This is a genomic window from Bradyrhizobium sp. CCBAU 45389 (assembly GCF_028128625.1).
Lineage (GTDB): Bacteria > Pseudomonadota > Alphaproteobacteria > Rhizobiales > Xanthobacteraceae > Bradyrhizobium > Bradyrhizobium liaoningense_B.
Genome location: NZ_LBIY01000096.1, coordinates 611,570 through 624,238 on the forward strand (window position 1 = coordinate 611,570; position 12,669 = coordinate 624,238).

A 12,669-nucleotide genomic window follows, 5' to 3' on the forward strand; every position below is an offset into this window, starting at 1 on the left:
TCTGAACTCATTTGGCGGCGCTCACTTGTCGAACGTCTTGCCGCCCGTGAGCAGCGGGTTGAGGATCAGGGCCACCGGCGCCTGCGTGGTGACGGCCTGCTTGATCGAACGGTCGGCGATGAATTCGAGCTCGTCGAGCCGGGTGATGGTGTGATGCTCCAGCGCCAGCGAATCCAGCACCGGGCGCATGGTGCGGCAAACCAGCGACTGGCCGTAGTTGAACTCGCCGAGTGTGCCGCGCTCGGAGACGAACATGATCAGCGGGATCTGGTAGGGCACTGCGAGCGAGGCCAGCACGTTGGCGAGCGTGGCAAAGCCGGAGGTCTGCATCAGCACCGCGCCGCGCCGTCCGCCCATCCAGGCGCCGGAGACGATGCCGACGGCCTCTTCCTCGCGGGCGGTGGCGAAGGTGGTGAAGAAGGGATCGGCGTGCAAATTCTTGATCAGCGGCGTCAGCACGCGGTCGGGCACGTAGGGGATCAGGCTGATCTCGTTCCGCTTCAGGGTCTGCAGGACGATGCCATGCCAGCTTCTGTCGCTGGCCCCCTGTGTCTGCTGTTCCGCAATCGCCATTGCGTTCTCCCTCGAGCCGCGCATGCTTCTTGGTTCTGGCCGTCGCGGCGGTCTGCCGAACTTGACGCAGGCAGCGGGATTGTCAACATGTCCGGGCCGGCACCGTGATCTGCGCCAGACGGCCTGCCGTGACCGGCGCCGCCATGGCATAAGCGGCTATAACCAGAAAGCGGGAGGGGCACGGATGGGCGCGCATCGCGCTGACCTTGCGGATCTCCCACGAGAGAGCCGGAAGGGTCCTGATGTCCGTCAACAGCAAGCGCGTCTTCTACGTCAAATATCTGGCCAATCCGATCTATGTCGACATCCTGAAGGCGCGGCCGGACGTCCGGCTCGATCGCATCGAGAACGAGAGCCCTGAAGATTTCTACGCGCCGATCCTGAGCGCGGCCCATGTCTATCAGATCGGTGCAGCCCGGGACGAACTGGCGCCGCACTTCCATGTCGACGCCGCGTTCCTGAAGCGCACGCCGAACCTCCTGCTCGTGTCCAGCAATGGCGCGGGCTTCGACCCCGTCGATGTCGAGGCCTGCACGGCCGCCGGCGTCCTGGTCGTCAACCAGTCCGGCGGCAACGCCCATTCCGTCGCCGAGCACGCGCTGGCGATGATGCTGACGCTGTCCAAGCGGATCATCCAGTCCGATCGCCGCCTGCGCCGCGAGCGCGACGTCAACCGCAACGAGCTCGTCGGCAACGAGGTCGAGCACAAGACCGTCGGCATCATCGGCCTCGGCAATGTCGGCCGCCGCATCGCAGCGCTGTGCAAGGGCCTGCTCGGCATGAAGGTGCTGGCCTATGATCCCTATCTCACCGCCGAGGTGATGGCCGAGCGGGGCGGCGAGAAGGTCGAACTCGACGAGTTGTTGCGCCGCGCCGATTTCGTCTCGATCTCCTGCCCGCTCGACAAGAAGAGCCGCAACATGATCAGCACGCGCGAGTTCGCGCTGATGCAGCCGCATGCCTACTTCATCACCACCGCGCGCGGCTTCATCCACGACGAGGATGCGCTGCTGCAGGCGCTGCGCGACAAGCGCATTGCGGGCGCCGGCCTCGACGTCTGGTCCAAGGAGCCGCCGCCGCCGGAGCATCCGCTGCTTCAGCTCGACAACGTGCTGGCGAGCCCGCACACCGCCGGCGTCACGATCGAGGCGCGCCAGAACATGGGCCGCATTGCCGCCGAGCAGGTGCTGGAGACGCTCGACGGCAAGCGCCCGCCTCGCATCATCAATCCCGAGGTCTGGCCGCGCTACGCCGAACGCTTCAAGCAGGCTTTTGGCGTGACGCCGGGGTAGGGCGCGCGAAGGGCTATTGCGCGCCAGCCATTGGTTACCGCGAGGGAAATACAGAGGGGCGCATCTTATCGATGGCGTGAATGAACGCGTATAACTTGTCCTGTAGATCAAGGAGCATGAGCATACTTTCGATTGCGACATCCGGACTTTCTGCGGCGAGCCTGCGCGTGAGCGCGGCCGCGAGCAATATCGCCAACGTCAACACGACCGGCCCGCTCCCAGCATCAGGCGGATCGAGCACGCCGGCCAGTTCGGGCATTGCTCCGACGTTTCCCGCCGCTTATGTGCCGCTGCGAGTCGATCAGGTCTCCCAATCGAACGGCTCGACGCCGGGCGGGACGGTTGCGACCGTGTCGACGGTCTCGCCGAGCTATACCGCCCAATCCGACCCGGGCGCTCCCTTCGCAAACCAGGACGGCCTGGTCGCCGCGCCGAATGTCGATCTCGCCAGCGAGTTCGCTGAGCTGGCGACCGCAAAGTACAGCTTCATCGCCAATGCGAAGGTGATTCAAGCCTACGCCGAGACGGAAGACACACTCCTCGATATCAAGGCGTGATGACTGAGGTTGGCCCGGTCTCGCGGTAGGTCGTTTACCCCAGCTTTGCGCCAAGCTGCCGGAACACGGCCTCGCAGGTCATGAGGTCGAGATGGCCGCCGCCCGACAAAGTGCAAGGCAAAATCCTCATGGGCGACCGGCATTTGCCCATAAACCCGCACGGCAGGTTCCGCAACGAATCTTCCGCTCGGACGGACAGCACTTGATCCGCGTCAAAATCTCCTTCCCCTGTCCGGCCTAAATGGGATTAGAGTGCCGCCGGGGCAGCAGGGAGGTCCCATGACAACTTTTGTGGTCAAGTTCATGAAGGATGTGCTCGGCCAGTACGGCCGCGAGATCGAGGTCTGCCAGGGCACGCTCGAGATCGATGCCGCCGACGAGGACGAGGCCAGGGAACGGGCGAAGGCGAAGTTCTGCAAGGACCAGGCGTTGCACCATTGGTCGCTGCATGCCGATCGCATCCACGTCAAACCGGCTGACTTTCCGTCGTAAGGCCTACCGGCCCGGGGCCGTGACCGGCGGGGGCGCCGTCGTCCCCGCGCCGAGCGAGCGTTGCACCATGACGGTGTCGGACCAGCGGCCGTGGCGATAGGCGACGCCGCCGAGCAGCCCTGCGCGCGCGAAGCCGAACTTCTCGTGCAGCGCCAGCGAGGGTGCATTGTCGGCATCGATATAGCCGATCATCTGGCGGAAGCCGGCCGCCGCGCAGGCATCGATCAATTCCTGCAGCAGAAGCCGTCCGACGCCGCGGCCGAGCTGCGCGTGATGGACATAGATCGAGTGCTTGGCTGTGTAGCGATAGGCCGGGCGCTTGCGGAAGAGCACGGCATAGGCATAGCCGACGACCTCGCCGCGCCAGGTCGCAACCAGATGCGGCAGGCGGGTCTGCTTCAAATTCTTGCGGCGGTCGCGCAAGTCGTCCGGCTCCGGCGCACCGGTTCCCTCGACGTCGCGCGGCACGCCAGTGCGGACGTGATGGCGGTAGATCGCCAGCATCGCCTCGACATCGCTCTCGCGTGACGGCCTGACCAGGACTGGTTCATCACTCGCGCGCGCAGCTGTTTCGTTCATCGGCACCTACTCGGCAACGACGTAAGTATAGAGCCCGACGCGCCCCTGGGCATCGATCTCCTTGTAGACGCCCTGGATCTCGACGTCGAAGCCCGGGAACGTGTTGAAGCAGGTCTCGAACATCTTGAGATAATCGATCATGGGCTTGGCCCGTTCCGTCAGCCGCTCGCCTGGCACGATGGTGGCGATGCCGGGCGGGTAGACGACGAAGGGCGTGGTGGCGATCCGGCCCGCGATCGCCTCGATCGGCAGATAGTCGACGTCGTTCTTGAACAGGTAGCGCGCGGCATCGCGCGGCGACATCGCGATCTCGGGCATGTGCTCGGGCATGAACTGCCGCGCCTGGAGCGCGCTGACATCGGCGGCGCGGAAGAAGCGGTGCATGTCGCCGCAGAGGTCGCGCAGGCGCACGCCTGCGTAGCGCGCCTGCCGGCGCTGATAGAATTCCGGGATCGCGTCGGCCAGCAGCGCATTGTCGTCATGCAGCCTCTTGAACGCGACGAGACCGGAGATCAGCGTGCCGGCCTTGCTCGCCTCGACGCCGGGGGTGAGCAGGAAGAGCAGGGAGTTGAGGTCGTTCTTCTCCGGGACGATGCGGTTCTCGCGCAAATATTGTGCGACGACCGGCGCGGGGATGCCGTGCTCGGCATAGGCGCCGGTGGCACGATCGAATCCGGGCGTGAGCAAGGTCAGCTTGTTCGGATCGGTCATGGCAAAGCCTTCCGCGAGATCGGGAAAGCCGTGCCAGTTGGTATCAGGAGAGAGCTGCCACAGCGCGGGATTGGTCGCGAGCTCGTCGGTGGAGAGCGTCTCCCAGGCGACGTTATGCGCCGCGCCGGGGCGGCTGACATCGGGAATGGCGATGCGATCGGGAACGAAGGGTTCGAAGAACCAGCGGCGATCCGGATTTTGCTCCTTCTCCTCGAACTCCCGGCGCATCGCGCGGACCTTCTTGCGCAGCTCGATGCCGAGGCGGATCGTGTCGTCCCACAGCACTTCGCCGGAGCGGCCCTTCATCATCTGTGCGCCGACGTCGAGCGAGGCGAACAGCGGATAAAACGGCGAGGTCGAGGCGTGCTGCATGAAGCTCTCGTTGAAGCGGCGGTGCTCGACGCGCCGCTTCTGGCCGCGGATGTGACGGTCCTTGATGTGGATCTGCGAAGCCTGCGAGAAGCTCGCGAGCTGCTTGTGGGTGGACTGGGTCGCGATGATACCCGGCGCTTCAGGGGAAAGGTTCGCAAGGCCCATGGCGAAGCGGCCGGCATAGAGCGGGTGGAATTTCATGAAGCCGGCCCAGGCCTCGTCGAACAGGATGTAGTCGCAGAGATGGCCGATGCGCTTGATGATCATCTCGGCGCTGTGGATCGAGCCGTCATAGGTGCACTGCTCGACCACGGCGACGCGGAACGGCCGCTCCTTGCGCCAGGCATCGCGATCTTTCACCAGCGGGTGGTTGCGGATCGCCTCGCGCAGGGTCTTCTCGTCGAGCATGTCCCAGCGCATCGGGCCGATCAGGCCCCAGGCGTTGCGGACGGTCGGGACGTAGACCGGGATGCCGCCATTGATCATCAGCGCGCCGTGATGGGCGGCCTTGTGGTTGTTGCGGTCGAACAGCACGAGATCGCCGTCGGTGACGAGGGCGCCGAGCGCGACCTTGTTCGAGGTCGAGGTGCCGTTGAGCACGAAATAGGTCTTTTCCGCGCCGAAGATTGCGGCGGCTTCCTTCTGCGCTTTCAGCGCCGGCCCCTCATGGGTAAGGAGGTCGCCGAGGTCGAGCACGGAATTGTCGAGGTCGTCGCGGAACACGGACTCGCCGAGATGCTCGACGAACACACGGCCGATCGGGCTGCGGTTGTAGAACACGCCGCCATTGTGGCCCGGACAGGTCCAGAGCTGGTTGCCTTCCTCGGCATAGTCGACGAGGGCGCCGAAGAACGGCGTCTTCAGCGTCTCGGCATATTGCTTGAGACGGCTGATCAGGTTCTTGGCGATGAAGGGCGGCGTCTCCTCGGACAGGAAGACGTAGCCGTCGATGAAATCGAGCACTTCGACCGGCAGGTCCTCGAACCGCTTGCGCCGGATCAAGAGGATGATCGGGAAGTCGAGGCCGCGGCGGCGCATCAAATTGATCAGCGCCGAGGTCTTGCCCTCCAGGCCCTTCTTGCCCCAGTCCACCACCATGCAACCGATCGCGGCATCGGTCTGCACCGCCATCTCGGCGTCCTCCAGCTTGCGGGCCCGGACCACCTCGAAGCCGGAACGCTGGATCTCCTCGATGATCTGGTTGAAGCGGACGCCCTCGAGGTCGTCGGCGTCGAACATGGGTGCTGCGAACAGGAAGTTGAAGCGCTTGAAATAGTCCATGGTCCGTCCCGAATGTGCCAGTGGATACAGCTCTCGGCACATTCGATGACAGTTGGATGACAGGGGTGCGGGATCGCGTCCGCTAGCGCTTCACCTCGCCGAACACCACGGTCGGCACCGTGCGGTTGACGATCTCGCGCAGTGCGAAGCTCGATTGCACCCGGGCAACGCGCGGCAGGCGTGACAGCTCGGTGCGGTGAATGCGCTCGAAATCCTGGATGTCGCGGGCGAGCACGATCAGGATGTAATCGTCGGTGCCCGACATCAGGAAGCAGCGCACGACGGAGGGGCACTTCCCCACTTCCGCCTCGAACGCCTTCAGCGCCTCGTCGCTCTGGCTTTCGAGTGCGATACGCACCAGCACCGTCGTGGTGAGGCCGAACTGCGTCAGATCGAGCGCGGCCTGGTAGGCCTGGATGTAGCCGTCGTCCTCCAGCGCCTTCTGCCGCCGCGCCAGCGCGGTGCTCGACAGCCCGACCTTGTTGGCGAGCTCGGTGTGGCTGGCCCGCGCGTTGGTCGTGAGTTCCGCGAGGATGGCGAGGTCTTTCCGGTCCAGGGCCAAAGTTTTGTTTCCAGCGTGAAAAGATGTTTCCACGCCGGAAACCGGCGCGGGCTCAGTCAAACTAGCGGATATTTGCACGAAACCAAACCGGCCCTCTCGCTACGATCAACAACGGAATCAATTTCGTTGGCGAAGGAGCGGAAGATGCACGTCGGTGTTCCCAAGGAGATCAAGGTGCAGGAATATCGCGTCGGGCTCACGCCGGGGGCGGTCCGTGAATATGTCGCTGCCGGGCACCAGGTGACGGTCGAGACCGGCGCCGGAAGCGGCATCGGCGCGTCCGACGAGGTCTATCGGAAGGCAGGGGCTGCGATCGCCGACAGCGCCCGCGAGATCTTCGCCAAATCCGACATGATCGTGAAGGTGAAGGAGCCGCAGCGAAGCGAATGGGCTCAGCTCCGCGAAGGCCAGATCCTGTTTACTTACCTGCATCTTGCGCCGGATCCCGAACAGGCCAAGGGCCTGCTTGCTTCCGGCTGCACCGCGATCGCCTATGAAACCGTCACCGACGCGGCCGGCAACCTCCCCCTGCTCGCGCCGATGAGCGAAGTCGCCGGCCGCCTCGCCATCGAGGCAGCCGGCGCCGCGCTCAAGCGGTCAGCCGGCGGCCGCGGTCTGCTGCTTGGCGGCGTGCCCGGCGTGCAGCCGGCGCGCGTCGTCGTGCTTGGTGGCGGCGTGGTGGGAACGCAGGCCGCGCGCATGGCCGCTGGCCTTGGTGCGGAAGTCACCGTGATCGACCGCTCCATACCCCGGATTCGGCAGCTCGATGATCTCTTTATGGGACGCGTGCGGACGCGCTTTTCGACGATCGAGTCGGTCGAGGAGGAGGTGTTCGCCGCCGACGTCGTGATCGGCGCAGTGCTGGTGCCGGGCGCCAGCGCGCCGAAACTCGTCACCCGCGCCATGCTCAAATCGATGCGGCCCGGCGCGGTGCTGGTGGACGTCGCGATCGACCAGGGCGGCTGCTTCGAGACCTCGCACCCGACCACGCATACCGAGCCGACCTACGAGGTCGACGGCGTCGTGCATTATTGCGTCGCCAACATGCCGGGCGCGGTGCCGGTGACTTCGAGCCAGGCGCTGAACAATGCGACGCTGCCGTTCGGCCTGATGCTGGCGAGCAAGGGCTATGCCGCGGTGCTGGAGAATCCGCATCTGCGCAATGGGCTCAACGTCCATCGTGGGCGGATTACGAACAAGGCGGTGGCGGAGAGTCTCGGGCTGGAGTTTGCTCCGGTGGAGAGCGGGCTGGCGGCGTAATTGTTATACCGGCTTGCGATGGCGGCTACCGAGCGCCGCCTCGATCGTCTCGGGCTTCTTGATGCGCTCGATCAGCATGTCGATGCGGTCGCCGCCCCAGAACAACTCGCCGTTGAACACCATGGTCGGCACGCCGAACACGCCAAGTGCCTCGGCCTCGTCAATGATGCGGTCGTGCTCGGCGCGGGCGGGGCCGTTGACGTAGGCTGCGAACTCGCTGGCCGAGCCTCCGCACGAGGTGATGACTTCGGTGATCGCGGCGAGATCGTCGATCTCCAGCTCATGGCTCCAGAATTTACGGAACACCGTGTCGTGGTAGGTGCGGAAGAAGCCGTGCCGCTGGGCGAACAGCATACCGACACTGGAATAGAAGGCGTCGTAGATTCGCCGCGGGCCCTTCATGACGAGCCCTTGCGCATTGGCATAGCGCCGTGCGTCCATGTAGGCGTAGCGCACCTTGCGCCAGAAATGCGGCGTCCGCTCCTCGACCTTGCCCATGAACTCAGCGATCCGTAGCGTGTAGGGCAGCCATTCCAGCGCGACGCCGTGCGTCTCTTCGAGCGCGAACAGGCGTTTGTTGGCCACGAACGCGTAGGGGCTCTTGTAATCGGTGTAGACGTGGACGATTGGTTTTGGCATTGGCGTTTCCTTCATAGGCGCGGCGCTACCTGCGAGGAGGCGAGGGGCCGCCGCATATTCCGTCATTGCGAGCGCAGCGAAGCAATCCAGAGTGCCACCGCGGAAAGATTCTGGATTGCTTCGCTGCGCTCGCAATGACGACGTGGCGAGAGTGCGGCGCCAACGCTACAACTGGTCCGTGGCGGCAGCAATTACCCCGTCGTCAGCCTGTACTGCCGCAGATCCGGATCGTGCGTCATGCGCCAGTAATCCACGAACCGCCACGGCATCGCCGAGAACACGCGGCCGCTCGAATTGCGATAGTAGGTCGTCATGCCCGGATGGGTCCAGATCATCGCCTCGTGCTCGGCATCGACCTTGCGGACATAATCGTCGAGCACGTCCTGGCGGACATCGATCGCGGCGACGTTCTGCTCGATCATACTGGCGAGACACGCCGAGATGTAGCGGCTCTGGCATTCCGACTGGAAGATGACGCTGCCGCCATGGGCCGGGCCTGAATTCGGGCCGAGCATGCAGAAGAAGTTGGGGAAATCAGGCACGGTGAGGCCGAGGAAGGCGGTCGGATTGTCGTTGCCCCAGGCTTCGCGCAAATCCTTGCTGTCGCGGCCGCTGATGTTGAGGCGCGCCGCCATCTCCGTCACCTTGAAGCCGGTGGCGACCACGATGATGTCGGCGGGGCGGTGCTTGCCGTCGGCGGTGATGATGCCGCCCTGGTCGAAATGGTCGATCGCGTCGGTGACCAGCTCGACATTGTTCCGCGTGAGCGTCTTGAACCAATTGTTGTCCAGCAGGATGCGCTTGCCATAGGGCGGATAGGTCGGCACGCATTTTGCGATCAGGTCCGGGCGGCCCTGCAATTCGGACAGGATGAAGTCAGTCAACTCCTGGCGGTGCCTGTCATTGCCCTTGTTGACAGCGCGCTCGGGATGCGGCCAAGCCGGATCCTTGCGCAGGAACGGCAGCAGGCCATCGCCGTAGCGCCAGAACATGTTGAAGCGGTACCATTGCACATAGAACGGCAGATGCGCGAGCAGCCAGCGCGCGCCCTCGCTGATCGGATCGGAATAGCCTTTCACCGGTCGCGCCCATTGCGCGCTGCGCTGATAGACCGTGACCGAGGCGACGCGGCCGGCGATCGACGGCACCAACTGCATCGCGGTCGCGCCGGTACCGATCACGGCGATGTGCTTGCCTTCGAGCTCGATATCGCCCGACCATAGCGCCGAATGCAGGATCGTTCCCTTGAAGTTGTCTTCGCCCTTGAAGTGTGCCCGTGAGGGATCGTTGAGCTGGCCAATGGCCGAGACCAGCGCGGTAGATTCGAAAATCTCTTCGCCGTCCCTGGTCTTCAGCGTCGAAATCCACCGCTTCCTGTCTTCGTCCCAGCGCGACGATGTCAGCTCGGTGTTGACGCGCAGGTGCTTGCGGATGCCGTATTCCTCGGCGACCTTCAGCAGATAGCCGAGCAGCTCCTCGCGCTGGCAGAAGTAGCGCGTCCACGCATTGCGCGAGCCGAACGAATATGAATAGGAGTGGTTCGGCGTATCGACGCCGCAGCCGGGATAGCGGTTGATCCACCAGGTGCCGCCGAGCTCGGCGTTCTTCTCGACGATGGTGTAGGGGATGCCGAGATGCCCGAGCCCGACGCCAAGCGCGATGGCGCAGACGCCGGCGCCGACGATCAGCACATGCTGGTCGGCGAGCTTCTCGTTCGACGGCTGCTTGGTCCAACGCGCTTCGCGCGGCACAAAACCCATCTCTTCGCGCATCAGGGGCGCGTATTCCGGCGCGACGTTCTCGCCGAGGCAGGCGCGCATCATCCTCAGCAGCAAGCCCTCGCCGGGGTCGGTGATGACGGGCTTTGGCGTGCCGTCGGCAAACAGCCTGACCACGGCGGCGCGAATTTCGTCCTGGACCTCCCGGGGCACGCCAGCATCGGGATCGGGAATGAGGCGGATGTCGCGCTTGGGCAGGTATGGGGGCTCAAGCCATTTCTCGTCACCGGTCATGTGAACCAGCACCATCAGCAGGCAACGGATATCGCCCTCGGCGATCGCAGAGGCGAGGTCGAGCGGCTTGTGCGGAGATTCGATGTTCATGGCGTGTCCTGATCTCCGGAGGCAGTGAAAAGGCCGCGCGTCATCAGCTTGCGATAGGCGGAGATGACGTGATCGGGCACGGCGGTGACGCCACTTTCCGAATAGGAATAGCGGCGGCTGAGATAGCCGCGGGCGCCCATCAGCATGTGGACGATCGCCTCGAACTCCTCGTCGCTGTAATCCTCGATCGCGCCGGCAAGGCGAGCCCGGCGCAGGATGCGGACATAGGCGACCGAGATGTTGTCGAGATGCTTCTGGTAGCCAATCGGCGCGAAGAACTCGGCCTCGTTGAGGATGCGCAGGAATTCCGGCACTTCACGGATGAAGTCGAAGAAGGCGGAGAAGCGCTCGATCTCCTGCCGCGCCGCGTGCGCATTGCCGGTGCGGGCGCGGATGAACTCGACCATGTCGAGGCCGATCTTCGGCAGCAGCTGGTCGAGCAGCTCCTGCCGGTTCTCGAAATGATTGTAGAAGGTGCCTTGCGCGACGCCTGCCTGTTCGGTGATGCGGGCGACGGAGGCTTCGGCATAGCCATACTTGCCGACGACTTTCGTCGCGGCGTCGAAGATCTTCTGCTTGGTCCAGGCATTGCGCTCGACGCGGTTGAGCTTTGTCACCTTGGCATTCGCTTGCGTCATTCAGACGTCTCCAGCTCGGCGCGCAGCACGCGCTTGAGGATTTTTCCGCTTGGATTGCGCGGCAGGCTGTCGCGGATGATCAGCTGTTTCGGCACCTTGAAGCTCGCGAGCCGCGCGCGGCAGTGCTCGATGAGGGCAGGGAGCTCGAGGCTGGCGCCTTCGGCGAGCACGACGATGGCGACGGGACGCTCGCCCCAGCGCGCATCGCGCAGCCCAATCACTGCGACCTCGCGCACCTCAGGCAGATCGTAGATGACGCGCTCGACCTCGGAGGAGGCGATGTTCTCGCCGCCGGAGATGATCATGTCCTTCTTGCGGTCGGTCAGGTACAGAAAGCCCTCGTCGTCGAGATAGCCGACATCGCCGCTGCGGAACCAGTCGCCGAAGAAGGCTGACGCCGTCTTCTCTAGATCCCTCCAATAGCCGCGGGTGATCTTGGGGCCGCGCAGGCAGATCTCGCCATTGACGTTCGGCGGCAGCGTCTTGCCGTCCTCGTCGCGAATCTCGATCTCGACATGGGCGATGGCGCGGCCCGTGGAGCCGATCTTCTCGATCTCGCGTCCGGCCTCCATGAAAGTGTCGCCGCCGACAGTCTCGGTAAGACCATAGGCATCGATGTAGCGCGCATTGCGGAAGTATTCGGAGAAGGCGCGGATGCGCAGCTCCGGCGTCTTCTCGCCGCCGCCGATCGCCCATTTCAGGCTGGAGACGTCGTAGCGATCGCGGGTGGGGCAGGTGAGCATCGCCGTGGTCATCACAGGCGCGAACCAGGCGGCGTTGAGCTGGTCCTCCGCGATCGCGGCAAGCGCCGTCTCAGCCTCGAAATTGCGTTCGATGCGGATGAAGCCGCCATGCCAGAGCACGGCGATGCCGGGGAGGTCGAGCGCGCCGACGTGATAGAGCGGGCCGACGACGAGAAGGCGCGTCTTGGCACTGAGGCCGAGCGCGATGGTCTGGTCGGCCGACTTCCAGTAGAAATTATCGTAAGTGAGCATCACGCCCTTGGGGCGGTCAGTCGTGCCCGAGGTGTACATCAGCCGCATCAGGTCGGATGGCTGACGAACGTGCATCGAGGCGGGCGGCGCGTCGCCCGCCAGATGCGCGATGCTCTGCTGCGCGGCCTCATCGAGCACGACGATCCTCGCGCCCGCGGCATTCGCCGCCAATTCCTCATCGACGATCAGCAGGCGCGCGCCGGCATTGCCGGCGATGTAGCCGACCTCGTCGCGCGAAAGACGAAAATTGATCGGCAGGAACACCGCGCCGAGATGGCTGGTGGCAAACACCAGCTCCAAGAACGCCGCGCTGTTCTTCATCAGCACGGCCACGACATCGCCGGCGCCGATGCCCTGCGCGGCGAGCCAGCCGGCCGCTTTCCGGATGCGCGTGTCGAAACCGGCGTAGGAAATCTCCTCGCCGCGGTATTTCAGCGCGGGCCGCTCCGGCGTGCGCCGGGCATGAAAGGCGATGAAGCTCGACAGATTGATCATTTTCGCTGGCTTCGGGCCGATTGCCGGCCTCGTTTCCTCTCCTCTGAATTCTGACTCATAGTTCATCTTTGGCTTGACGTCACCCCCTGCCTCTGAAATCCTTGGGAACACGGAGACGAGA

Annotated in this window: 12 protein-coding genes; 4 read left to right on the top strand and 8 right to left on the bottom strand. The window is 64.4% G+C overall.

Going from position 1 to position 12,669, the window contains the following annotated elements; all coding sequences use genetic code 11:
• Positions 1-21: 21 nt before the first annotated feature.
• Positions 22-573, bottom strand: a complete 552-nt coding sequence (locus XH79_RS32610) for a thiamine pyrophosphate-binding protein (protein WP_271584322.1) — start codon at positions 571-573, stop codon at positions 22-24.
• Between the two features lie 242 nt (positions 574-815).
• On the opposite strand from XH79_RS32610, the gene XH79_RS32615 reads away from it, so the two are divergent.
• The 3 genes from XH79_RS32615 (at position 816) to XH79_RS32625 (ending at position 2,914) form a co-directional block, all read left to right on the top strand.
• Positions 816-1,865: a hydroxyacid dehydrogenase gene (locus XH79_RS32615; RefSeq protein WP_271584323.1), complete on the top strand. Its 1,050-nt coding sequence runs from the start codon at positions 816-818 to the stop codon at positions 1,863-1,865.
• Positions 1,866-1,981: 116 nt separating this feature from the next.
• Entirely contained in the window at positions 1,982-2,422 is a 441-nt protein-coding gene (locus XH79_RS32620) for a flagellar basal body rod protein FlgC (RefSeq protein ID WP_271584324.1), read from the top strand.
• A 279-nt stretch (positions 2,423-2,701) separates the two neighbouring features.
• Entirely contained in the window at positions 2,702-2,914 is a 213-nt protein-coding gene (locus XH79_RS32625) for a hypothetical protein (RefSeq protein ID WP_212344071.1), read from the top strand.
• Positions 2,915-2,917: 3 nt separating this feature from the next.
• Here the strand turns inward: XH79_RS32625 and XH79_RS32630 are convergent, their stop codons facing one another.
• From XH79_RS32630 to XH79_RS32640, 3 genes are all read right to left on the bottom strand, one after another.
• Complete coding sequence (locus XH79_RS32630) at positions 2,918-3,493, bottom strand: GNAT family N-acetyltransferase (protein ID WP_212344073.1); 576 nt, start codon at positions 3,491-3,493, stop codon at positions 2,918-2,920.
• A gap of 6 nt (positions 3,494-3,499) precedes the next feature.
• Complete coding sequence (locus tag XH79_RS32635) at positions 3,500-5,857, bottom strand: Orn/Lys/Arg decarboxylase N-terminal domain-containing protein (RefSeq protein WP_271584325.1); 2,358 nt, start codon at positions 5,855-5,857, stop codon at positions 3,500-3,502.
• 82 nt (positions 5,858-5,939) lie between these two features.
• Positions 5,940-6,419 carry an Lrp/AsnC family transcriptional regulator gene (locus XH79_RS32640; RefSeq protein WP_211401110.1) on the bottom strand — a complete coding sequence of 160 codons (480 nt, stop codon included), beginning with the start codon at positions 6,417-6,419 and terminating at the stop codon, positions 5,940-5,942.
• Between the two features lie 144 nt (positions 6,420-6,563).
• Here XH79_RS32640 and ald point away from each other — a divergent pair, with 144 nt between their 5' ends.
• Positions 6,564-7,679: an alanine dehydrogenase gene (gene ald / locus XH79_RS32645; protein ID WP_271584326.1), complete on the top strand. Its 1,116-nt coding sequence runs from the start codon at positions 6,564-6,566 to the stop codon at positions 7,677-7,679.
• A 3-nt stretch (positions 7,680-7,682) separates the two neighbouring features.
• Here the strand turns inward: ald and XH79_RS32650 are convergent, their stop codons facing one another.
• The 4 genes from XH79_RS32650 to XH79_RS32665 all read right to left on the bottom strand — a co-directional run bounded on the left by XH79_RS32650 (position 7,683) and on the right by XH79_RS32665 (position 12,548).
• The gene (locus XH79_RS32650) at positions 7,683-8,318 is read right to left on the bottom strand and encodes a 2-hydroxychromene-2-carboxylate isomerase (protein ID WP_271584327.1); all 636 of its coding nucleotides are present in this window, start codon (positions 8,316-8,318) and stop codon (positions 7,683-7,685) included.
• Positions 8,319-8,509: 191 nt separating this feature from the next.
• A complete protein-coding gene (locus XH79_RS32655) occupies positions 8,510-10,420 on the bottom strand; it encodes a flavin-containing monooxygenase (protein WP_271584328.1) in 1,911 nt (636 codons plus the stop codon).
• Positions 10,417-11,058, bottom strand: a complete 642-nt coding sequence (locus XH79_RS32660; protein ID WP_212344083.1) for a TetR/AcrR family transcriptional regulator — start codon at positions 11,056-11,058, stop codon at positions 10,417-10,419. Before XH79_RS32660 ends, XH79_RS32655 begins: the two co-directional genes overlap by 4 nt.
• A complete protein-coding gene (locus XH79_RS32665) occupies positions 11,055-12,548 on the bottom strand; it encodes an AMP-binding protein (protein ID WP_271584329.1) in 1,494 nt (497 codons plus the stop codon). The genes XH79_RS32660 and XH79_RS32665 overlap by 4 nt, the downstream gene beginning before the upstream one ends.
• Between the last annotated feature and the right edge of the window lie 121 nt (positions 12,549-12,669).

Bases quoted from the DNA above. Each gene is read 5' to 3' on its own strand.
- XH79_RS32630 (WP_212344073.1), bottom strand. From the start codon at position 3,493: ATGAACGAAACAGCTGCGCGCGCGAGTGATGAACCAGTCCTGGTCAGG.
- XH79_RS32610 (WP_271584322.1), bottom strand. From the start codon at position 573: ATGGCGATTGCGGAACAGCAGACACAGGGGGCCAGCGACAGAAGCTGG.
- XH79_RS32635 (WP_271584325.1), bottom strand. From the start codon at position 5,857: ATGGACTATTTCAAGCGCTTCAACTTCCTGTTCGCAGCACCCATGTTC.
- ald (WP_271584326.1), top strand. From the start codon at position 6,564: ATGCACGTCGGTGTTCCCAAGGAGATCAAGGTGCAGGAATATCGCGTC.
- XH79_RS32620 (WP_271584324.1), top strand. From the start codon at position 1,982: ATGAGCATACTTTCGATTGCGACATCCGGACTTTCTGCGGCGAGCCTG.
- XH79_RS32625 (WP_212344071.1), top strand. From the start codon at position 2,702: ATGACAACTTTTGTGGTCAAGTTCATGAAGGATGTGCTCGGCCAGTAC.
- XH79_RS32660 (WP_212344083.1), bottom strand. From the start codon at position 11,058: ATGACGCAAGCGAATGCCAAGGTGACAAAGCTCAACCGCGTCGAGCGC.
- XH79_RS32650 (WP_271584327.1), bottom strand. From the start codon at position 8,318: ATGCCAAAACCAATCGTCCACGTCTACACCGATTACAAGAGCCCCTAC.
- XH79_RS32655 (WP_271584328.1), bottom strand. From the start codon at position 10,420: ATGAACATCGAATCTCCGCACAAGCCGCTCGACCTCGCCTCTGCGATC.
- XH79_RS32665 (WP_271584329.1), bottom strand. From the start codon at position 12,548: ATGATCAATCTGTCGAGCTTCATCGCCTTTCATGCCCGGCGCACGCCG.
- XH79_RS32615 (WP_271584323.1), top strand. From the start codon at position 816: ATGTCCGTCAACAGCAAGCGCGTCTTCTACGTCAAATATCTGGCCAAT.